General features: G+C 66.7%; 20 protein-coding genes. 12 read left to right on the top strand and 8 right to left on the bottom strand.

Annotation, left to right across the window (positions count from 1 at the left end; genetic code table 11):
- Positions 1 to 297: Lrp/AsnC family transcriptional regulator (locus AC6RA4_RS10230; RefSeq protein WP_500159979.1), on the top strand; the 297-nt coding region annotated here is incomplete at its 5' end.
- Between the two features lie 6 nt (positions 298 to 303).
- On the opposite strand, the gene AC6RA4_RS10225 is transcribed toward AC6RA4_RS10230, so the two are convergent.
- A complete protein-coding gene (locus AC6RA4_RS10225; RefSeq protein ID WP_500159977.1) occupies positions 304 to 603 on the bottom strand; it encodes a hypothetical protein in 300 nt (99 codons plus the stop codon).
- Positions 604 to 1,041: 438 nt separating this feature from the next.
- Between AC6RA4_RS10225 and AC6RA4_RS10220 the strand changes: the two genes are divergently transcribed.
- From AC6RA4_RS10220 to lon, 3 genes are all read left to right on the top strand, one after another.
- On the top strand, positions 1,042 to 2,136 hold the full coding sequence (locus AC6RA4_RS10220) for an alkene reductase (protein WP_500159976.1): 1,095 nt from the start codon (positions 1,042 to 1,044) through the stop codon (positions 2,134 to 2,136).
- 72 nt (positions 2,137 to 2,208) lie between these two features.
- Entirely contained in the window at positions 2,209 to 2,373 is a 165-nt protein-coding gene (locus AC6RA4_RS10215; RefSeq protein ID WP_500159974.1) for a hypothetical protein, read from the top strand.
- 291 nt (positions 2,374 to 2,664) lie between these two features.
- Positions 2,665 to 5,070, top strand: coding sequence for an endopeptidase La (gene lon / locus AC6RA4_RS10210; RefSeq protein ID WP_500159972.1), 2,406 nt, complete (start codon positions 2,665 to 2,667; stop codon positions 5,068 to 5,070).
- A gap of 159 nt (positions 5,071 to 5,229) precedes the next feature.
- On the opposite strand, the gene AC6RA4_RS10205 is transcribed toward lon, so the two are convergent.
- The 4 genes from AC6RA4_RS10205 to AC6RA4_RS10190 form a co-directional block, all read right to left on the bottom strand.
- On the bottom strand, positions 5,230 to 5,751 hold the full coding sequence (locus AC6RA4_RS10205) for a bactofilin family protein (protein WP_500159970.1): 522 nt from the start codon (positions 5,749 to 5,751) through the stop codon (positions 5,230 to 5,232).
- Complete coding sequence (locus tag AC6RA4_RS10200) at positions 5,741 to 7,051, bottom strand: DUF5930 domain-containing protein (RefSeq protein ID WP_500159968.1); 1,311 nt, start codon at positions 7,049 to 7,051, stop codon at positions 5,741 to 5,743. Before AC6RA4_RS10200 ends, AC6RA4_RS10205 begins: the two co-directional genes overlap by 11 nt.
- Before the next feature lie 224 nt (positions 7,052 to 7,275).
- Positions 7,276 to 8,085, bottom strand: coding sequence for a ferritin-like domain-containing protein (locus AC6RA4_RS10195; protein ID WP_500159966.1), 810 nt, complete (start codon positions 8,083 to 8,085; stop codon positions 7,276 to 7,278).
- Positions 8,086 to 8,119: 34 nt separating this feature from the next.
- Entirely contained in the window at positions 8,120 to 8,572 is a 453-nt protein-coding gene (locus AC6RA4_RS10190; protein WP_500159964.1) for a peroxiredoxin, read from the bottom strand.
- Between the two features lie 90 nt (positions 8,573 to 8,662).
- On the opposite strand from AC6RA4_RS10190, the gene AC6RA4_RS10185 reads away from it, so the two are divergent.
- The 5 genes from AC6RA4_RS10185 to lpdA all read left to right on the top strand — a co-directional run bounded on the left by AC6RA4_RS10185 (position 8,663) and on the right by lpdA (position 16,719).
- Entirely contained in the window at positions 8,663 to 11,953 is a 3,291-nt protein-coding gene (locus tag AC6RA4_RS10185; RefSeq protein ID WP_500159962.1) for a YhdP family protein, read from the top strand.
- A 25-nt stretch (positions 11,954 to 11,978) separates the two neighbouring features.
- The gene (queA, locus tag AC6RA4_RS10180; RefSeq protein ID WP_500159960.1) at positions 11,979 to 13,028 is read left to right on the top strand and encodes a tRNA preQ1(34) S-adenosylmethionine ribosyltransferase-isomerase QueA; all 1,050 of its coding nucleotides are present in this window, start codon (positions 11,979 to 11,981) and stop codon (positions 13,026 to 13,028) included.
- Positions 13,029 to 13,137: 109 nt separating this feature from the next.
- Positions 13,138 to 14,418 carry an MFS transporter gene (locus AC6RA4_RS10175; protein WP_500159959.1) on the top strand — a complete coding sequence of 427 codons (1,281 nt, stop codon included), beginning with the start codon at positions 13,138 to 13,140 and terminating at the stop codon, positions 14,416 to 14,418.
- Positions 14,419 to 14,539: 121 nt separating this feature from the next.
- Positions 14,540 to 15,121, top strand: a complete 582-nt coding sequence (locus AC6RA4_RS10170; protein ID WP_500159957.1) for a DUF924 family protein — start codon at positions 14,540 to 14,542, stop codon at positions 15,119 to 15,121.
- Between the two features lie 203 nt (positions 15,122 to 15,324).
- Positions 15,325 to 16,719 (top strand): dihydrolipoyl dehydrogenase, encoded by a 1,395-nt coding sequence (gene lpdA, locus AC6RA4_RS10165; protein WP_500159955.1) that lies wholly within the window; start codon positions 15,325 to 15,327, stop codon positions 16,717 to 16,719.
- A 111-nt stretch (positions 16,720 to 16,830) separates the two neighbouring features.
- On the opposite strand, the gene AC6RA4_RS10160 is transcribed toward lpdA, so the two are convergent.
- The 3 genes from AC6RA4_RS10160 to AC6RA4_RS10150 form a co-directional block, all read right to left on the bottom strand.
- Positions 16,831 to 17,424: an HD domain-containing protein gene (locus tag AC6RA4_RS10160; protein WP_500159953.1), complete on the bottom strand. Its 594-nt coding sequence runs from the start codon at positions 17,422 to 17,424 to the stop codon at positions 16,831 to 16,833.
- Between the two features lie 65 nt (positions 17,425 to 17,489).
- A complete protein-coding gene (locus tag AC6RA4_RS10155; protein WP_500159951.1) occupies positions 17,490 to 17,720 on the bottom strand; it encodes a hypothetical protein in 231 nt (76 codons plus the stop codon).
- A gap of 13 nt (positions 17,721 to 17,733) precedes the next feature.
- Positions 17,734 to 18,387 carry an alpha/beta hydrolase gene (locus AC6RA4_RS10150; RefSeq protein ID WP_500159949.1) on the bottom strand — a complete coding sequence of 218 codons (654 nt, stop codon included), beginning with the start codon at positions 18,385 to 18,387 and terminating at the stop codon, positions 17,734 to 17,736.
- Positions 18,388 to 18,585: 198 nt separating this feature from the next.
- Here AC6RA4_RS10150 and iscR point away from each other — a divergent pair, with 198 nt between their 5' ends.
- From iscR to sufB, 3 genes are all read left to right on the top strand, one after another.
- A complete protein-coding gene (gene iscR / locus AC6RA4_RS10145; protein WP_500159947.1) occupies positions 18,586 to 19,047 on the top strand; it encodes a Fe-S cluster assembly transcriptional regulator IscR in 462 nt (153 codons plus the stop codon).
- 105 nt (positions 19,048 to 19,152) lie between these two features.
- Complete coding sequence (locus AC6RA4_RS10140) at positions 19,153 to 20,187, top strand: cysteine desulfurase family protein (protein WP_500159945.1); 1,035 nt, start codon at positions 19,153 to 19,155, stop codon at positions 20,185 to 20,187.
- Between the two features lie 197 nt (positions 20,188 to 20,384).
- On the top strand, positions 20,385 to 21,710 hold a 1,326-nt coding region (gene sufB, locus AC6RA4_RS10135), incomplete at its 3' end, for a Fe-S cluster assembly protein SufB (protein WP_500159943.1).

Raw genomic sequence — 21,710 nt, 5'->3', positions numbered from 1 at the left:
GACCACGAGCGGGCGGGCTATCCCGTCACCGCCTTTGTCTCGGTGGAGCTCGAGCGGCAGGAGGCCGAGGCGCTGGCGCTGTTCGAGCGCCGGGTGATGGCGTTCGAGGAGGTGGTGCAGGGCTTCCTGATGACCGGCAGTCAGGATTTCCTGCTGCGCGTGGTGGTCGAGGATCTACACGGGTTCGAGCGCTTTCTGCAGGACAGGCTGACCCGGATCCCGGGCATCCGCTCGGTGCGCTCGCGCTTTGCGCTGCGCCAGTTCGTCTGGCGCAACCGTCTGCCCTCGGCGAAGTGAGCGGGATCAGCCCGCCAGCAGGTAGATGCGGACCGGGGCGGGGCGCTGCCGCTCGGCCAGCCGCCGCTTGGCGGTGTCGAGCTTGAGCCGGGCCGCCTCGAGCTTGGCCAGCGCCAGCGCGCGCCGGTCGTAGAGCTGGCGCATCTGCGAGCCGGGATCGCCGATTGCTGCCCGGTAGGGCCGGGCGCCGGTCGGAAACCAGCGCTTCATCTCGGTGAGGGCGAGAACCCACGCGCGGTCTGCCTCGAGATAGCGCTCATAGGTCAGGCGCAGCACGCGGCGGCGGGTCTTGAGTTCTGACTGCATCGTCTCCTCCCACAGTTCGGATCCAGTACAGAAGGAGTATAGCAGGCGCGTCCGGCAGGGCAAAACCGCATGTGGTCGCAGGTCGGGGCGAACCGGCGTGGGTCTCGCGCAGGTCTCCAGAGGCCGTGATGCGCTGAGCCTGCCGTGCAGGGGCAAGAGTCGCGGGTGGGCGCGTGGTCGCGCAGGGACTTTTCCGATCCCGTGCCAAGGTTTGCGGGGTCGGGCATGTCGTCGTGGGCGCGGTGATATCCCCGTTGCGCCGCGCCACGGGGCAGGCCGCTCCGGGCCTGCCTGCGCGTCAGTCGATCATGCACTCGTGAACGGCCCATCGGCGCGGGCCGGCACCGACCGGCATTGCCGCGGCGCAGAAAGCACCTATGTCCTGCCTCCGACCCAGGCGAGGCCCGCTTCCGGGCCCGAGCGCGAAAGGACATGACCATGACCGAAGCCCTGTTCACCAAGTTTACCGCCGGCGCCATCGAGATGAGCAACCGCATCGTGATGGCCCCGCTGACCCGCAACCGTGCCGATGACGAGGATGGCACCGTCAACGACCTTCATGTCGAGTACTACCGCCAGCGCGCGAGCGCCGGGCTGATCATCACCGAGGCCTCGCAGATCTCGCCCGCCGGCAAGGGCTATATCCAGACCCCTGGCATCCACACCGAGGCGCAGGCCGCGGCGTGGAAGCGCGTGACCGACGCGGTGCACGAGGATGGCGGCAAGATCGTGATCCAGCTCTGGCACGTGGGCCGGATCTCGCACACCTCTCTGCAGCCGGACGGGCAGGCGCCCGTCGCGCCCTCGGCGATTGCCGCCGGGGTGAAGACCTTCACGCAGAATGGCTTCGAGGACACCTCCGAGCCGCGCGCGCTGAGCGAGGCCGAGATCAAGGCGACGGTCGAGGATTATCGCAAGGCCGCCGCCTTCGCGATCAGGGCGGGCTTCGACGGAGTCGAGGTTCACGGTGCCAATGGCTATCTGATCGACCAGTTCCTGAAGACCGGAGCCAACCGGCGCGACGACGCCTATGGCGGCGCGATCGAGAACCGGGCGCGCTTCCTCTTCGAGGTGCTCGACGCGGTGACCGGCGAGATCGGCGGCGACCGCACTGGCCTGCGCCTGTCGCCCTTCTCGCCGGCCAACGGCATCGAGGACGCCGAGCCGCAGGCGGATTTCGAATACGTGGTGCCGAAGCTCAACGCCTATGGCCTCGCCTATCTGCACATGGTCGAAGGCGCCACCGGCGGCTCGCGCGAGCTCGAAGAGGGTCAGAGTATCGCCGCCCTGCGCAAGCTCTTCGACGGCGCCTACATGGCCAACAATGGCTATGACCGCGACCTCGCGCTGAAGACCGTCGAGGATGGCGACGCCGAGCTGGTGGCCTTCGGGCGTCCGTTCATCTCGAACCCGGATCTCGTCGACCGTCTGCGCCGCGACGCGCCGCTCAACGAGGGCGACCAGAGCACCTTCTACGGTGGCGGCGCCGAGGGTCTGATCGACTATCCGACGCTGGAAGACGAGGCCGCCTGATCCGGTTATGCTTGTGCGGGCCCCCGCCTTGCGGCAATAGCGGGGCCTGCACTCGCGGCAAGGAGCCGGATCATGGATTACTCGAAATCGGGCGGCGCGCGCTCGGGCAGCAACGCCCCGCGCTACGACCGCCACAAGGACGCGCCCAAGGGCAAGGCCACGGCCGCCGGCAAGGCGGACAGCAAGGCCGAGCTTCTGGCACGGATGAAAGCCGCTCAGTCCAAGACCAAGGACTGAGCCGGCCCGGTGGATGCGCCCCCGCGCGGGGCGCATTCTTTCCCCCCGCGGCGACGGGCCGGGCAATCGTGTGCCTCGCGCAGACGGCAGCGCTGCCGGAGACGGATTTCCGGCCGATCCTGCAAAAGTCGCCTTGCAGCCGCAGCCCCGCTTCGCCATGCTGCTCCGACCGGAGGCTGGCGCGGTTGATTTCCGAAGGGCACGACCCCACCTAATAGCTCCGAGACAGGGGATGGCGGGAGCCGCCGGAGAACCGGGGCCGGGCCATCCTGCCAAGACGAAGGAATGCTTATGCAACAGCCTCTCAATTCCTCCTATCCAGTTCTGCCGCTGCGCGACATCGTCGTGTTCCCGCACATGATCGTGCCGCTCTTCGTGGGGCGCGAGAAGTCGGTGAAGGCGCTCGAGGAGGTCATGGCCGACGACAAGCAGATTCTGCTTGCCGCCCAGATCGACCCCGCGGTCGACGACCCGACCAGCGATGGCATCTACCGGGCCGGCGTGCTGGCCAACGTGTTGCAGCTTCTCAAGCTGCCCGACGGCACCGTGAAGGTGCTGGTCGAGGGGCAGAGCCGTGTGAAGATCACCGAATATCTCGAGAATGACGAGTTCTTCGAGGCTAAGGCCGAGCACGTGGCCGAGATGCCCGGCGACCCCGCCGCCATCCAGGCGCTGGTGCGCACCGTCGGCGAAGAGTTCGAGCGCTACGCCAAGGTCAAGAAGAACATCCCCGAAGAGGCGCTCTCGGCGGTCTCCGAGACCACCGAGCCGGCCAAGCTCGCCGACCTCGTCGCGGGCCATCTCGGCATCGAGGTGGAGCAGAAGCAGGAGCTTCTGGAGACGCTGCCGATCAGCGAGCGGCTGGAGAAGGTCTATGGCCTGATGCAGGGCGAGCTGTCGGTGCTGCAGGTCGAGAAAAAGATCAAGACCCGCGTCAAGAGCCAGATGGAGAAGACCCAGCGCGAGTACTATCTGAATGAGCAGATGAAGGCCATTCAGAAGGAGCTGGGCGACGGCGAGGATGGCCAGAACGAGGTCAACGAGCTGGCCGAGCGCATCGAGGCCACCAAGCTCTCGAAAGAGGCGCGCGAGAAGGCCGATGCCGAGCTCAAGAAGCTGCGCAACATGTCGCCCATGTCGGCCGAGGCCACCGTGGTGCGCAACTATCTCGACTGGATGCTGTCGATCCCGTGGGGCACCAAGTCGCGCGTGAAGAAGGATCTGGGCCGGGCGCAGGACGTGCTCGATCACGATCACTACAGCCTCGAGAAGGTCAAGGAGCGCATCGTCGAGTACCTCGCGGTGCAGGCGCGCAGCCAGAAGCTCAAGGGCCCGATCCTCTGCCTCGTCGGCCCTCCGGGTGTCGGCAAGACCTCGCTCGGCAAGTCGATGGCGAAGGCCACCGGGCGCGAGTTCATCCGCATCTCGCTGGGTGGCGTGCGGGACGAGTCCGAGATCCGCGGTCACCGCCGGACCTATATCGGCTCGATGCCGGGCAAGATCATCCAGGCGCTGAAGAAGGCCAAGACCACGAACCCGCTCATCCTGCTCGACGAGATCGACAAGATGGGGCAGGACTTCCGTGGCGACCCGGCCTCGGCGATGCTGGAAGTGCTCGATCCCGAGCAGAACGGCACCTTCGTGGACCACTATCTCGAGGTGGAGTACGACCTGTCGAACGTGATGTTCGTCACCACGTCGAACTCGTACAACATGCCGGGGCCGCTGCTCGACCGCATGGAGATCATCCCGCTCTCGGGCTACACCGAGGACGAGAAGGCCGAGATCGCCAAGCGCCACCTTTTGCCCAAGCAGATCAAGGCGCACGGGCTGAAGAAGGGCGAGTTCACGCTCGAAGACGACGCGATGACCGACGTCATCCGCTATTACACCCGCGAGGCGGGGGTGCGGAACCTCGAGCGCGAGATCGCGCGTCTGGCCCGCAAGGCGGTGACCAAGATCGTCAAGAAGGAAACCGAAGAGGTCACGGTCACCCCCGAGAACCTCGACGATTTCCTCGGCGTTCGGAAGTATCGCTACGGTCTGGCGGAAGATGAGAGCCAGGTCGGCGTGGTGACGGGGCTTGCCTATACTTCGGTGGGCGGCGACCTGCTGCACATCGAGGCGCTGAAGCTGCCCGGCAAGGGCCGCATGAAGACCACCGGCAAGCTCGGCGACGTGATGAAGGAGAGCATCGAGGCCGCGTCCTCTTACGTGCGCTCCATCGCACCGCAGATCGGGGTCAAGCCGCCGCGCTTCGACAAGTGGGACATCCACGTGCACGTGCCCGACGGCGCGACGCCCAAGGACGGCCCCTCGGCGGGTCTGGCCATGGTGACGGCGATCGTCTCGGTGCTGACCGGGCTGCCGGTGCGCAAGGACATCGCCATGACCGGCGAGGTCACCCTGCGCGGCAATGCCTCGGCCATCGGTGGCCTGAAGGAGAAGCTGCTCGCGGCGCTGCGCGGCGGGATCAAGACCGTTCTCATCCCTGAGGAGAACGAGAAGGATCTGGCCGAGCTGCCCGACAATGTGAAGGAGGGGCTCGAGATCATCCCCGTCAAGCACGTGTCGGAAGTGCTCGAGATCGCGCTGATCGGCAAGCCCGAGCCCATCGAATGGGACGAGGAGGCCGAGGAGGCCGCCGCGGCCCTGGCCAAGGGCGACGATACCGCCGCCGGTGCGACCGCGCACTGAGGCTGGAACTGACCAGAAAGACAGAAGGCGCCGCAAGCGATTGCGGCGCCTTCTTCGTTTTGGAGACTGGCAGGGCGGATGCCGACAGGATGCCGTGGCCGCAAACGAAAACGCCGGGCGCGAGGCCCGGCGTTTCGACTGGCTGAAAGGCAGGAGGGCTTAGCTGCCCTGGCCCTGCGGAGCTGCCGGCGCCTGCTGCTGGGCCGGAGCTGCCGCGGGAGCGCCCTTGCCGCGGGACGACAGCGGGTCGTCCTGACGCTGCACGGAGCCCTCGAAATGCGCGCCGCTCTCGATCGCGATGGTCTTGTGGATGATGTCGCCCTCGACCCGCGCGGTGGCGGTCAGGCGGACCTTGAGGCCGCGCACACGGCCGACGATGCGGCCGTTGATCACGACGTCGTCGGCGACGACCTCACCCTTGATGGTGGCGCTCTCGCCGATGGTCAGCAGGTGGGCGCGGATGTCGCCCTCAACCGTGCCTTCGACCTGGATGTCGCCGGTGGTCTTGAGGTTGCCGGTGATGTGCAGATCGCTCGACAGCACCGATGCCGGCGGCTTGGCTTTCGGCGGTGCCGACGGCTTGAAGTCGCCGGCGGGCGCGCGCGGAGCTTCGGCGGCCGGCTTCGGTGCGTTGTCCTCGGCTTTGGGGCCGGGCTCGTTGATCTTGCTCTTAGAAAACATCGTTTGCAGCCTTGATGTAGATCATGGGGTTCACGGGTTCGCCTCCGACGCGCACTTCGTAGTGAAGGTGCGTCCCGGTCGACCGTCCGGTATTTCCCATATCACCAACACGGTCCCCGCGCGAGACCCTTTGGCCGACCTTCACGCGGATTTTGGACATGTGGGCGTAGCGGGTCTCGATACCGAACTCGTGCTGGATCTTCACCAGACGCCCGTAGCCGGACAGCCAGCCGGCATGGGTGACGACGCCGTCGGCGGTGGCATAGATCGGCGTGCCGTGCGGCGCGGCGAAATCGGTGCCGGCATGCAGGCGGCCCCAGCGGCGGCCGAAGCCAGAGGTGAAGCGGAACGGATCCTTGAGAGGCACCGCGAAGGGCGCCTTTTCGGCGGCGATGCGGTAGAGGTTGAGCTTGTCCATCTCGCCGAGGATGCGGTTGGCGCGCTCCATGTCGGCAGAGGGCTCTTCGCCGCGGGTCGAGAAGGTCAGCGGTGTCAGCGGGCCGCCCTGACCGGAATAGCCCTTGCGGACCTGGCTGATGATGCGGTCGGGATCCATGCCGGCATCGGTGAACATCTTGTCGAGCGGCTTGACCGAGACGGTCATCGCCTCTTCGAGCTGGCGGAAGATCCGGTCGTTCTTCTCTTCCATCAGGCGCAGCTCGGTGGCCATCTCATCGGCGCGCACCAGCGCATCCTGCGCATCGGCAACCACCTGGTCGCGCTCTTCGGCAGTGCGGGCGAGTGCCTCGGACAGCAGATCGAGCGTGCCATCGGCATCGCCGCCACCGGCGACGGCAAGGTCGCCGCCTTCGATCTGGGTCTCGAGCGCGGCGAGACGGTCGTTGACCTCCTCGCGTTCCTTCATGGTCTTGCGAAGGGTGGCCTGGATCACGTCGATCCCGGTCTCGAGCTCACGCCGGCGCGCCTCGCTGTCGAGGAGCTTGCCCTGCATTGCCGAGACCTGCGCCAGCGCGGTGCTGAAGCGCTCCTGCGCCGCAAGCGATTCCGCGGCGCGCGCATCGCGCTCGTGCGAAAGTTCGTTGAGGCGGCGCTGATAGGTGATCTGGTCACGCTTGGCCTGCTCGCGGAAATTGCCGGCGCTGATGCTGTCCATCAGCAGGATCGCCGTGGCGACGATGGTCCAGGCAACCAGCAGTCCGGCGCCGAAGGCGGCCACCGCCTGAGTTTCCGAGCGCAGTCTGATGAAGCGTGTGTCGGTGTCGGATTTTAGAAACACCCGACGTTCTGGAAAGAAGCGCTCGAGCAGCGCATGGGTTCTGATCGCGAAACGCGTTCTCACCGGTTTTGTCCCCTGTTCCCGTCAAAGTTCCAAACGCGTCGGTTCCCCACCCGGCGTCTTGGAGAAGGGGTTAAAGTCGCCGCGGCAAAATCGCAACAATTTTGGGCTTGCTGCGCTTTTTACGCGGCGGAATCGCGCTGGGTTGGCGAAAATCCGCCGACACCAAGGGCTTCCGGGCGCTCAATTTTTCGTCATTGTTTCCCGGCACGTTTGCCTGCGAGCGATTATTCCTCGGCCAGTGGCCAGTAGAAATCGAGCGGCAATCCGGCCTCGGCGCGTTTTTCATCGTTGAAGGGCGGCTTCAGCGTGCTGTGGAAGTAGCGCCGCACGAGATCGTGGAACACGTCCTTCGGGTCGAGCTCGTGGCGGCCGCAGAGGAAATGGAACCACTTCGAGCCATAGGCGACGTGGCCGACCTCTTCGGCGTATATCGTTTCCAGCGCGGCCACGGCATCCTCGGCCTTGGCGCGGCGGAACAGCTCGATCATGCCGGGCGTGACGTCGAGCCCGCGCGCCTCGAGCACCATCGGCACCACGGCAAGCCGCCCCATCAGATCCTCTGCCGTATCTTCGGCGGCGCGCCACATGCCGGCATGGGCGGGCAGGGCGCCGTAGAAGCTGCCCTGCGCCTCGAGACAGTCGCACATCAGGTTGAAGTGCTTCGACTCCTCGTCCGCCGCCTTCACCCAGTCATCATAGAAACCGAGCGGAAAGCGGGTGTCGGTGAAGCGGGCGATGATGTCCCAGTGCAGGTCGACCGCGTTGAGCTCGATATGCGCCACCGCGTGCAACAGGGCGATGCGGCCCTTCTCGGAGCCGGGCTTGCGCTTGGGCACATCGCGCGGATCGAGCAGCTCGGGCGCGTCGGGACGGGAGGGGCGGAGCGGCGGCTGGGCCGTGCCAAGGGGGATCGGCGCGCCGGCCTCGCGGGAGGCGCGCCAGGCGCGCGCATGGGCGTGGCTCAGCGCGGTCTTTTCGCGCCCGTCGGCGGTGGTGAGCACCTCCACCGCCATCTCGCTCAGCGTCTTGGTCATGCCGGCCTGTCCTTTCCCGTCCGCGATCTATCGCTCAGAGCGCCTTGGCGGCCTCGAGCACCTCGGCGGCGTGGCCCGGCACCTTCACCTTGCGCCATTCCTTGGCGATCTTGCCCTCGGCGTCGATCAGGAAGGTGCTGCGCTCGATCCCCATGAAGGTCTTGCCGTACATCTTCTTTTCCTTGAAGACGCCATAGGCCTCGCAGACCTCCGAGCCTTCGTCGGAGAGCAGCGGCACGGTCAGCTCTTTCTTTTTCATGAACTTCTCGTGGCTGGCGAGGCTGTCCTTCGAGAGGCCGAAAACCTTGATGCCGGCGGCCTCGAACTCGGGCAGCAGGGCGCTGAAATCCTGGTTCTCGACCGTGCAACCCGAGGTGTCGTCGCGCGGGTAAAAGAACAGCACCACCGGGGCGGGGCGCAGGGCCGAGAGGGTGACCTCGGCGCCGTCGGTCGAGGGCAGGGTGAAATCGGGGGCAGTGTCGCTCATCGGGCAGGCTCCGGTCTTGCTGTTTCTCTATTCCTGACTCCCGGTGTAGAACGCCTTGAGCACAAAGCAAAGCAACGGGCCGGACCGCCAGTGACCACCGAAGACGACGAGACGCCAGAACCTGCCGCACCGGCCCCGCGCGCGCCGCGTCGCGGCCTGCGCCGGATCGTCAAGGGGCTGGCCGGCCTTGCGGTGCTGGCGCTTGTCGCGGGGATCGCCGCGCTGGTGCTGGTGGGGCGCCCGATCTCGGCTCCGGACTGGCTGCGCGAGCGCATCGAGGCGCGCCTTGCCGAAGCGCTGCCGGGGCTCGCGGTGGGCTTTGGCGACGTTGCGGTGGCGGTGGAGCGCGACGGGCTGGCGCGGGTGGTGCTTTCGGATGTCGATATCCGCACCAGCGCCGGGGTGCCTGTGGCGACACTGGCCGACCTGCGCGCCGGGCTCGATCCGCTGCCGCTGCTGCGCGGCGAGGTCCAGCTCAGCCGCGTGCGGCTGGCCGGCGCCGGGATGAGCATGCGACGCGACCGCGACGGCAATGTCGGTCTGGCGCTTGGCGACGTGTTTGCCGCCGACACGCGGGCACCGGATATCCCGACGCTGATCGAGCAAATCGACAGGGCGCTGTCGAACCCGCGCTTCGAGAGCCTGCGCCGCATCGAGGCCGAGGCGCTGACCATTCGCTACGAGGATGCCCGCGCCGGGCGTGGCTGGACCGCCGATGGCGGCCGGCTGAGCCTCACTCGGGAGGACGGGCGGCTCCGGTTGGCGGGCGACGTGGCTCTGCTGGGGCTTGGCGACGTGGCGGCGACCTTGGCGCTCAACGCCGAAAGCGTGATCGGCGAGCGCTCGGCCAGCTTCGGGATGAACCTCACCGGGCTGCCGGCGCAGGACATTGCCTCGCAGAGCCCGGCGCTGGTCTGGCTGAGCGGGCTGCGGGCGCCGATCTCGGGCGCATTGCGCGGCACCATGACCGAGACCGGCGACCTTGGCGCGCTGAGCGCCACGCTGCAGATCGGCGCCGGCGTGCTGCAGCCCAACGCCCGCACCCAGCCGATCCCGTTCGGTCTGGCGCGGACCTACTTCTCCTACGATCCCGCCACCTCGGCGCTGACCTTCGACGAGATCGCGGTGCAGAGCGCCGTCGGCACGGTGATCTCGGACGGGCGCGCGGTGCTGCGCGGCGCCGAGAGCGGCTTGCCCGACGGCATGACCGGCCAGTTCCGGGTGAGCCGGTTCGAGGCCGATGCGGAAGGCATCTTCGATCGCCCCTTCACGCTCGACGGGGCCGAGCTTGACTGGCGGCTGGGCTTTGCGCCGTTCCGCTTCGAACTGGGCCGCTTCCGCAGCACCGATCCCGCCCTGCCGCTGCGGCTGTCAGGACTGCTGAGTGCCGAGACCGAGGGCTGGCGGCTGGCGCTGGACGGGCAGCTCGAGGAGATGGATCACGAAACGCTGCTCTCATACTGGCCGGAGCGCTTTCAGGCCAAGCCGCGCAAATGGGTGGCCGACAATGTGCACACGGGCCGGATCGAGGATGGCATCTTTTCGGTGCGCATGGAGCCGGGCGCAAAACCCGAGACCTATATCGATGCACGCATCGCGGAGGGCGAGCTGACCTATGCCCGGAACCTGCCGCGCCTGACCGAGGCCGAGGGCCAGCTGACGATCTACGACCACCGCCTCGCGGTCACCGTCGAGACCGCCAAGGTCACCCCGCCCGAGGGCGGCGTGCTCGAGGGCGCGGGCAGCCGCTTTGTGATCCGCGACATGCGCGAGAGGCCGGCCACCGGCGAGCTGACGCTGCAGGCAAGCGGGCCGCTGGTGGCGGCGCTCTCCTATATCGATAGTCCCAAGCTCGAGATCATGCAGAAGGCCGGCAGGCCGGTGACCCTGGGCGAGGGCACTGTCGAGGTCGAGGGCAGCATCGTGCTGCCCTTGAGAAAGGGCGTGAAGCGCGAGGACATGTCGATCGACATCACCGGCACGCTCTTTGACGTCAGCAGCGATCAGGTGGTGGCCGGCAAGACGCTCAGCGCCGAGCGGTTGGCGCTGGCGGTGGATGACGCGCGGGTTACGATCTCGGGCGCGGTGGATTTCTCGGGCGTGCCCTTCGACGGCAGCTGGTCGCAGCCGCTCGAGCCCGGTGCCGGCAGCCGGGTCGAAGGCGACATCGTGCTGTCCGAGCCTGTGGCGCAGGCGCTTGGGCTGACGCTGGCGCCGGGCACGCTCTCGGGGCAAGGCCGTGCGGCGGTGAGCATCGATCTTGCGCGGGGCGAGACGCCGCGCTTCGCGCTCAGCTCGTCGTTGGCGGGGGTCGGCATTTCGTTGCCGCAGCTCGGCTGGAGGCTGTCGCAGCAGCAGACCGGGGCGCTCGAGGTGGCGGGCCGGCTGGGCAAGCCGGTCGAGATCGAGCGGCTGGCGCTCTCGGGCGCCGGTCTCGAGGCGCAGGGCCGGGTGGTGCTGAACAACGATGGCAGCTTCGGGCGGCTCGAACTGCCCCGGCTGAGGGTGGGCAACTGGCTCGACAGCGCCGCCGTGCTGACCGCACGCGGGCGCGGCGCGGCTCCTGCGATCACGCTCAGCGGCGGGCGCGTCGACATGCGCAGCGCGCCCTTCGGGCGAGGTGGCGGAGGCGGCGCGGGCGGGCCGATGCAGATCGCGCTCGACCGGTTGCAGGTGACCGACTCGATCTATCTCACCCGTTTTGACGGGCGCTTCCAGCACTCCGGCGGGCTTGTCGGCGATTTCACCGCCCGGGTTGGAGAGCGCGCGCCCATCAAGGGCACGCTGGTGCCGCAGAACGGCGGCAGCGCCATCCGCCTGCAGGCGCGCGACGCCGGAGACGTGCTGGCCGGGGCGGGCGTGTTCAAGAACGTCAAGGACGGCACCTTCGACCTGACGCTGGTGCCGGTGCGCGGGCAGGACGGCACCTATGACGGCAACCTCGTGATCCGCGAGACCCGGTTGCAGGACGCGCCCGCGATCACCGGGCTCCTCGATGCGATCTCGGTGGTCGGGCTGCTCGACGAGCTGAACGGCGCGGGGATCTATTTCTCCGAGGTCGAGGCACGCTTTCGCCTCAGCCCGCGTCAGGTCGTGCTGACCCGCTCCAGCGGCATCGGCCCGTCGATGGGCATCTCGATGGACGGGTTCTACAACCTCGCCGACAAGACCATGGACATGCAGGGCGTGCTGTCGCCGATCTATATCCTGAACGGCATCGGCCAGCTCTTCGCCCGCAAGGGCGAGGGGCTGATCGGCTTCAACTTCAACCTCAAGGGCGCGGCCGACAGCCCGCGCGTTTCGGTGAACCCGCTTTCGGCCTTCACCCCGGGCATCTTCCGTGACATCTTCCGCCGCCCGCCCCCGAGCGTCAGCCAGTAAGACCCTTCCCGACCCGAGAGGCCCCATGCACCTGAGCGATTTCGATTTCGATCTGCCCGATGACCTGATCGCGACCCGCCCCGCCAACCCGCGCTCCTCGGCGCGCCTGCTGGTGGCCGAGGGCGACAGGATCACCGACGCGGTGGTGCGCGACCTGACGCAGTGGCTGCGGCCCGGCGACCGGTTGGTGCTGAACGACACCAAGGTGATCCCGGCGCGGCTTTCGGGGCACCGCACGCGCGAGAGCGCGCAGGGCGTGACGCAGGCGCAGATCGAGATCACCCTGCTCGAGCCGCGCCCGGGCGGGCTCTGGGCGGCGCTGGTCAAGCCGCTGAAGAAGCTGCGCGAGGGCGAGACGGTGGTGTTCTCCGAGACGCTCTCGGCGACGCTCGAGGCGCGCGAGGAGGGGCAGGGGCTGCTGCGCTTCAACCTCGAGGGCGAAGATTTTGACGCCGCGCTGGCCGAGGCTGGCGCCATGCCGCTGCCGCCCTACATCGCCGCCAAGCGCGCCGCCGACGCGCAGGACAAGCGCGATTACCAGACCGTCTGGGCCGAGAAGAAAGGCGCCGTGGCCGCGCCCACCGCCAGCCTGCATTTCGACGCCGAGCTCTTGGCGGCGCTCGAGGCGCACGGGGTCGCGTTCACCAAGGTGACGCTGCACGTGGGCGCGGGCACCTTCCTGCCGGTCAAGGTCGATGACGTGACCACCCACAAGATGCATGGCGAATGGGGCGAGGTCAGCGAGGCCACCGCCGCCGAGATCGCCGCCACCAGGGCGGCGGGCGGTCGGGTGATCCCGGTGGGCACCACGGCGCTGCGCCTGCTGGAGACGGCGGCGCGCGACAGCGGCGCCATCGCGCCGTGGCAGGGCGTCACCGACATCTTCATCTACCCGGGCTTCGACTTCCGCGTCACCGACGCGCTGATGACCAATTTCCACCTGCCGAAATCCACCCTGATGATGCTGGTCTCGGCGCTGATGGGGCGCGAGCGGATGATGGGCATTTACGAACATGCCATTTCGGAGCGCTATCGGTTCTTCTCCTACGGAGATGCGTCTTTGCTGATTCCTTAGGCGCTCCGTGCTTGCTTTTGACGGAGCGTGATGCGACGGCTCTGGCGAAACGGAATCGCCGCCGCACCGCGCGGGCATGACGCAAGACGACGCAAGAAGGAGAGCCGCCATGCTCGACGTTCTGAAACATTCCTGGGCGCTGCTTCTGGGGATGCTGCTGCTGATGCTGGGCAATGGCCTGCAGGGCTCGCTCCTGGGTGTGCGCGGCTCCGGCGAGGGCTTTTCGGCCTTCTCCATGTCGGTCGTCATGTCGGCCTATTTCGCGGGCTTCCTGATCGCATCGCTTGTAACGCCGGGCATGATCCGCCGGGTCGGGCACGTGCGGGTCTTCGCGGCGCTTGGCTCGTTCATCTCGGCGGTGCTGATCCTCTACCCGTCTTTCCCGCATCCCGTGGCGTGGACGATCGAGCGGATGATCATCGGCTTCTGCTACTGCGGCGTCTACGTGACCGCCGAAAGCTGGCTCAACAACTCGACCTCGAACGACAGCCGGGGGCAGGCGCTCTCGGCCTACATGATGGTGCAGATGCTGGGCATCATCGCCGCGCAGGCGATGCTGCTGGTGCCCGATCCCTCGGGCTTCCTGCTGTTCGTGATCCCGTCGGTGCTGGTCTCGGTGGCGTTCGCGCCGATTCTGCTGTCGGTGAGCCCGACCCCCGCCTTCGCAACCACCAAGCGGATGAGCCTTCGTGAACTCTACGGCGTGTCTCCGCTGGGCTTCGTCGGCATCTTCCTGCTGGGCGGCGTGTTTGCCGCGCAATTCGGCATGGCGGCGGTCTTCGCCGCCGAGGCCGGGCTGCGGCTGAGCCAGATCTCGATGTTCGTGGCGTCGTTCTATGTCGGCGCGCTGGTGACCCAGTATCCGCTGGGCTGGCTCTCCGACCGGATGGACCGTCGCCGGCTGGTCGCCATCGTGGCTCTGATGGGCGGCATCGCCGCCGTCTTCGCGACCATGATGACCGGCCAGTTCGTGGTCGTCCTGGCCGCGGCCTTTGTCATCGGCGGGGCCTCCAACCCGCTCTATTCGTTGCTGATTGCCTATACCAACGACTATCTCGAGCATGACGACATGGCGGCGGCTTCGGCCGGTCTCCTGTTCGTCAACGGGGTGGGCGCCATCGCCGGCCCGATCATCACCGGCTATGCCATGCAGGTGTTCGGCCCGGGCGCCTATTTCGCGCTCATCGCGGTGCTCATGCTGAGCCTCACCGGCTATGCCTTCTACCGCATGACCCGCCGCGCGGCGCCCTCTGTGGACAGCACCAGCGCCTATCAGGCGGTCTCGCCGAGCGCCTCGCCGGTGGCCGTGGCGGTGGCGCAGGAAGTCGCCATCGAGACCGCGGAAGCGGAGGCGGACGACGATTCCGGCCCCCTTCACGCGTCATCCTGAGGCCTACGGCACTGGCGGAATGTCGTAATTGACAGAATATTTTACTTTTGCTCGGTTCAGAGTGGAATGTAACCTCTACATGACGCTCGGTCACGGGCGAGGCGAGAAGGAGCATGTGGCCATGAAGGGGCCCGAGGAAATACTGGCGTTCTGGCTCGACGAGGTCGGGGAAAAGAAGTGGTACGCGACGGACGAGGCGCTTGACGCCCGCATTCGCGAAGAGTTCGAAGAGACCTGGGAGGCCGCGATGGAAGGCCGCTTCGGTCTGTGGCTGACCTATCCGAGCGGGGCGCTGGCCTATGTCATCCTGCTCGATCAGTTCCCGCGCAACATGTTCCGCGGCAACGGCAAGGCCTTTGCCTCGGATGAAGTCGCGATGGCGGCGGCGAAGCAGGCGATCTGGCGCGGCTGGGATCTCAAGATCGACGAGCCGGCGCGGCAGTTCTTCTATCTGCCGCTGATGCATTCGGAAAACCTCTGCGATCAGGATCGCTGCATCCGCCTGATGAAGGAGCGCATGCCGGAAAGCGGTGCGTCGAACCTGCTGCACGCCCGCGCCCATCGCGAGGTGATCCGCGACTTCGGCCGCTTCCCGACCCGCAACGCGGCGCTCGAGCGCGCTTCGACCGCGGCAGAGCGCGCCTATGTCGAGGCGGGCGGCTACGGCTCCACGATCCGCAAGCTGCAGACCGAGGCCGCCTGAGGCCTCCGTTAGCGACGGACAATCTAGGCTTTTCATTTCGGCAGGGCCCGTGCGAAGGTGATCGCGCGGGCCCTTTCGCTCTGCGCTTTGCTGCGCGAAGATGGGGCAAGGGAGAGGAAAGCCGCTGCCCGAGTTTGCTTTGCATTGAAGCATTCCGGAAAATGGTTTAATGCCAAACTAATTTGACACGGACGGAGAGAGCCATGGCTTCGCAAAGCTTCGACATGATCGTGATTGGCGCGGGACCGGGCGGCTATGTCGCCGCGATCCGCGGCGCCCAGCTCGGGCTCAAGGTGGCCTGCGTGGAACGCGAGCATATGGGGGGCATCTGCCTCAACTGGGGCTGCATCCCGACCAAGGCGCTGCTGCGGTCTTCCGAGATCTACCACTTCATGCACCGGGCCAAGGAATACGGCCTCTCGGCGGAGAAGATCGGCTTCGATCTCGATGCGGTGGTCAAGCGCTCGCGCGGCGTGGCCAAGCAGCTGAACTCCGGCGTTACCCATCTTCTGAAGAAGAACAAGGTGACCTCGATCATGGGCGAGGCAAAGATCACCGGCAAGGGCAAGGTCTCGGTCAAGACCGAGAAGGGCACCGAGGAGCTCACCGCCAAGAACATCGTGATCGCCACCGGCGCCCGCGCCCGCGAGCTGCCGGGCCTCGAGGCGGATGGCGATCTGGTCTGGACCTACAAGGCGGCGCTGCAGCCCAAGCGTATGCCCAAGAAGCTCCTGGTGATCGGCTCGGGTGCCATCGGCATCGAGTTCGCCAGCTTCTACCACACGCTCGGCGCCGACACGACGGTGGTCGAGGTGATGGACCGCATCCTGCCGGTGGAGGACGAGGAGATCTCGAAATTCGCCAAGAAGCAGTTCGAGAAGCAGGGGCTGATGATCCGCGAGAAGACCATGGTCAAGAAGCTCGACCGCGGTCAGGGCAAGGTCACCGCGCATATCGAGCAGAACGGCAAGACCACCACCGAGGAGTTCGACACGGTGATCTCGGCCGTGGGTATCGTCGGCAATGTCGAAGGGCTCGGGCTCGAGGAACTGGGCGTGAAGGTCGAGCGCACCCACGTGGTGACCGACAAGCACTGCCGCACCGGCATCGAGGGTGTCTATGCCATCGGTGACGTGGCGGGCGGGCCCTGGCTGGCGCACAAGGCGAGCCATGAGGGGGTGATGGTTGCGGAGCTGATCGCCGGCGGTCACCCGCACGCGGTCGATCCCGACAGCATCGCCGGCTGCACTTATTGCCACCCGCAGGTGGCCAGCGTGGGCCTCACCGAGGCGCAAGCCAAGGAGGCCGGCTACAAGGTCAAGGTCGGTCGCTTCCCGTTCATCGGCAACGGCAAGGCGATCGCGCTCGGCGAGCCCGAGGGCATGGTCAAGACCGTGTTCGACGAGAAGACCGGCGCGCTTCTGGGCGCTCACATGGTCGGCGCGGAAGTGACGGAGCTGATTCAGGGCTATGTGGTGGGGCGCCAGCTCGAGACCACCGAGGAAGACCTGATGAACACCGTCTTCCCGCACCCGACCCTGTCGGAGATGATGCACGAAAGCGTGCTCGACGCCTGGGGCCGCGCGATCCACTTCTGATCCCTGCGCCGAAGATTTTTCATTCGAAAAATCTTCGGGTTTCCCAGCGTACCGCGCGAGACATGGGCCAAGACTTTTCGGATGAAAAGTCTTGGCCTTTTCCGTATCGGCTCAGCGTTTCGAGAAGAAGGCCGCGACGCGGGGCGCCAGCCAGTCCCAGAGCGCGGGGGCGCCGTGGCGGATCCTGGGGCCCATGCGGGTCTCGAACACGTCGAAGGTGACGTTGTAATCGTCCCAGCTGCCGCCGCCGGAGGCGAGGTTGAGATTGGGCGGCTGGAAGCGGTCGAGCGACTTGGCGAAGCGCGCATCCGGGGTCTCGTTGGCCTCGAACTCGTGCCAGAGCGCCAGAAGCTCGGCGCCCTGCATCTGCGGCAGCAGCCCGAACAGCCGTTCCGCCGCGGCGGTCTCCTCGGCCGCTTTCGCAGCCTCGTCGACCTCGCCGAAGAACGGCGCGTCGCCGGCGTCGATCTCCACGAGATCGTGGATCAGCAGCATGCGGATCACTCGCTCGACCGAGATGCCCTCGGGCGCGTGCTCGCCCAGCACCAGCGCGAAGAGCGCGAGGTGCCAGCTGTGCTCGGCCGAATTCTCGAACCGGCCGTCATGGTTGCGGGTGGCGCGGGTGATCGCCTTGAGCCGGTCGGCCTCCATCAGGAAGGCCATCTGGGCATCAAGGCGAGCAGTGTCGGTCGGGGCGTCGGTCATCGGCCGGTCTCCGTCGGGCATGGATGGGCCGACCGGCGGAGACGTGCCAGGGGCGACGGGCGCGCTCAGGCGCCCTTTTCGCGGGCGATCTCGGAGAGCCGGTCGGTGATGAAGCGGCGCGCGCGCTGTTCTGCGAGGCGCACGCGCACGGAGGTCAGGAAGGCCTCCTCGAGGGTCGTCGAGGAGGCGCCGATGACCTTGGCCACTTCCATGTAGAAGCGGTCGTCGCCGGTGGCCTTCATCACCTTGAAGGTGTCCTCGGCCAGCTTGTCGGCAAGCTCGGTGGTCAGCGACATCGGGCGAGCCTCCTCAGCGGGTGCTTTCGGTCAGGCGGCGCTTCACGTAGCCGGTCACCCCGTTGATCATGGTCTCCATGTGGGGCTCTTCGAAGAAGTGCCCGGAGCCCTCGATCTCTTCGTGGGTGATGGTGATGCCCTTCTGTTCCTTGAGCTTGTTGACCAGCGCCGTGGTGTCGGCGGGCGGCGCCACGCGGTCGGCGGTGCCGTTGATGATCAGGCCCGAGGCCGGGCAGGGGGCGAGGAACGAGAAATCGTACATGTTGGCCGGCGGCGAGACCGAGACGAAGCCGGTGATCTCGGGGCGGCGCATCAGCAGTTGCATGCCGATCCAGGCGCCGAACGAGAAGCCCGCGACCCAGCAATGCTTGGAATTGTTGTTCATCGACTGCAGGTAGTCGAGCGCCGAGGCCGCATCCGACAGCTCGCCCACGCCCTGGTCGTATTCGCCCTGGCTGCGGCCGACGCCGCGGAAATTGAAGCGCAGCACCGTGAAGCCCATGTTGTAGAAGGCGTAGTGCAGGTTGTAGACGACCTTGTTGTTCATCGTCCCGCCGAATTGCGGATGCGGATGCAGCACGATGGCAATCGGCGCGTCGCTTTCCTTCTGCGGGTGGTAGCGGCCTTCGAGACGGCCTTCGGGTCCGGGAAAAATCACCTCGGGCATAGGTGCAATCTGCTCCTCAACACGCACCCGGCTTTCTTGACGAAACTGCTCGGGTACCTTAGAACGGTTCTAACTCCGGAGCAAAGTCCGGGTTGTCTTCGTTTGCAGATATGCAATTGGTCTGGCAAGGTCAATCTTTGCCAGTCCCGTGCGGGTTTGGCGCGCGATGCGCGAGAGAGGCGAGATGGAGGTGGGGGCGTGAAGCTGAGTACCAAGGGGCGCTACGCAATGGTCGCGCTGACCGACATCGCGATGCAGCCGGAGGGCGTTCTGGTGACGCTGGGCGATATCTCGAAGCGGCAGGACGTGTCGCTGCCTTATCTCGAACAGCTGTTCGTCAAGCTGCGCCGGGCCGGGCTGGTGGAGTCGGTGCGCGGCCCGGGCGGCGGTTACCGTCTGGCGCGCCCGGCCTCGGAGATCCGCGTGGTCGACATCCTCGGCGCGGTGGACGAGACGGTGGACGCGATGCACAAGGGCGCCGGCGCCTCGGGGGCGACCTCGGGCAGCCGGGCGCAATCGCTCAACAATCGGCTTTGGCAGAGCCTGTCGGCGCATGTCTATGTCTTCCTGCACCAGACGCGGCTGTCGGACGTCGTGGGCAACTCGCTCGCGCCATGCCCGGCGGTGCCGTCGTTGTTCGCGGTGGTGGACGAGCCCTGATCGTTTGCCCTCGAGGCAGTGAGGGGGCGCTGCCCCCGTCCGCGCGAGCGCGGACTCCCCCGAGGTATTTTTGAACCAGAGAAGATGCTTGCTGAGGAGACGGCCGTGACGCGCGCCTATCTGGACTGGAACGCCACCGCGCCGCTGCGGCCGGAGGCCCGAGAGGCGATGATCGCCGCCATGGACGTTGTGGGGAATCCGTCTTCCGTGCATGCGGAAGGGCGCGCGGCCAAGGGCCTGATGGAGCGGGCCCGCGGTCAGGTTGCGGCGGCTTTCGGGGCCGAGGGGGCGGATGTGATCTTTGTCTCCGGCGCCACCGAGGCGGCGGCGCTGGCCTGTGCCGGGCAGGCCCTGCAGGGCGCGCCGGTAGAGCATGACGCGGTGGCGGCGTGGATCGATCCGGTGCTGAGCGTCGATGCGCGCGGGCAGGTGCAGGTGAGCGAGCCGGGTCGCTGCGCCCTGCAGGCGGCGAATTCCGAAACCGGGGTGGTGCAGGAGCTGCCGCAAGGGCTGGCGGTGGTCGATGCGACGCAGGCCTTCGGCAAGATCCCCTTCGCCTTCAACTGGGCCGGCTGCACGGCGGCGCTGGTCTCTGCCCACAAGCTCGGCGGGCCCAAGGGCATCGGAGCGCTGGTGGTGCGGCGCGGCACCGACCTGCAGGTGCAGCTCAGGGGCGGCGGGCAGGAGATGGGGCGGCGCGCGGGCACCGAAAACCTGATCGGAATCGCGGGCTTCGGCGCGGCGGCGCAGGCGGCGGCGCGGGATCTGGAGCAGGGCGTCTGGGCGCGGGTTGAGAAACTTAGAAACATTCTAGAAAATGTGATTGCAGATGGCGCGAAAGAGACTATTTTTGTCGGAAATGATGCGCCGCGCCTGCCCAACACCTCCTGCTTCGCGATGCCGGGGTGGAAGGGTGAGACGCAGGTGATGCAGATGGACCTTGCGGGCTACGCGGTCAGCGCCGGTTCGGCCTGTTCCAGCGGCAAGCTGCGTCCGAGCAACGTGCTGCAGGCCATGGGCCATGACGCGGAGACGGCGCGCTGCGCCATCCGCGTCAGCCTCGGGCCGCAGTCGACCGAGGAAGAGGTGCTGGGCTTTGCCGAGGCCTGGCTGAAACAATACCGGCGGCGGACCGGCTGAGCGGCGCGAAAGCGCAGCGTCGGGCTGCAGTCGGGGGCGCGGGCCCCTATATGTGCCGCGAGGCGCAGAGATCATGCCGCGCCGCAAGGCGCTTTGAATGAGCCGCGCCGCAAGGCGCGAGATGAGAACAGGCGGCGCCCGGAGCGCCGGTGGAAGCACGAGACACGCGCACGCCGCGTGATGACAGGAGAAAACGCATGGCAGCCTTTGACAACGTGACGGTCAAGGAAGGTGTCGAGAAGGAGACCGTGGATGCGGTCGAAGCCGTCTCGACCTACAAGTACGGCTGGGAAACCGAGATCGAGATGGAATACGCCCCGATGGGCCTCGACGAGGACATCGTGCGCCTGATCTCGGCCAAGAACAACGAGCCGGAATGGATGACCGAGTGGCGTCTGGAGGCCTATCGCCGCTGGCTGACCAAGACTGAGCCCGACTGGGCGATGGTCGAGTATCCCGAGATCGACTTCCAGAAGCAGTATTACTACGCCCGTCCGAAGAGCATGGAGACCAAGCCGAAGTCGCTCGACGAGGTCGATCCCAAGCTGCTGGCGACCTATGAGAAGCTCGGAATCCCGCTTAAGGAGCAGATGGTGCTCGCGGGCGTCGAGGGCGCCGAGGATGCGCCGGCGGATGCCAACGCGCCCGAGCGCAAGGTTGCCGTCGACGCGGTCTTCGACAGCGTCTCGGTGGGCACCACCTTCCAGAAGGAACTCGAGAAGGCCGGCGTGATCTTCTGCTCGATCTCGGAAGCGATCCAGAAGCACCCGGAGCTGGTGAAGAAGTATCTTGGCTCGGTCGTGCCGGTGTCGGACAACTTCTATGCCACGCTCAACAGCGCCGTGTTCTCGGATGGCTCCTTTGTCTACGTGCCGCCGGGCGTGCGCTGCCCGATGGAGCTGTCGACCTATTTCCGCATCAACGCCGAGAACACCGGCCAGTTCGAGCGCACGCTGATCATCGCCGACAAGGGCTCGTATGTGTCCTATCTCGAGGGCTGCACCGCGCCCAAGCGCGACACCGCGCAGCTGCACGCGGCGGTGGTCGAGATCATCGTCGAGGAAGATGCCGAGGTGAAATACTCCACGGTGCAGAACTGGTTCCCCGGCGACGAAGAGGGCAAGGGCGGCATCTACAACTTCGTCACCAAGCGCGCCGACTGCCGCGGTGACCGGGCGAAGATCATGTGGACCCAGGTCGAGACCGGCTCGGCGGTGACGTGGAAATACCCGTCCTGCATCCTGCGCGGCAACGAGAGCCAGGGCGAGTTCTACTCGATCGCCATCGCCAACAACCACCAGCAGGCCGACACCGGCACCAAGATGATCCACCTCGGCAAGGACACCAAGAGCCGGATCGTGTCGAAGGGCATCTCGGCGGGCGTGGCGCAGAACACCTATCGCGGTCTCGTCTCGATGCACCCGAAGGCGAAGAACTCGCGCAACTACACGCAGTGCGACTCGCTTCTGATCGGCGACAAGTGCGGGGCGCATACGGTTCCGTATATCGAGGTGAAGAACAAT

The organism is Salipiger sp., from assembly GCF_059781815.1.
This window is presented reverse-complemented; position numbering and strand designations above follow the sequence as displayed.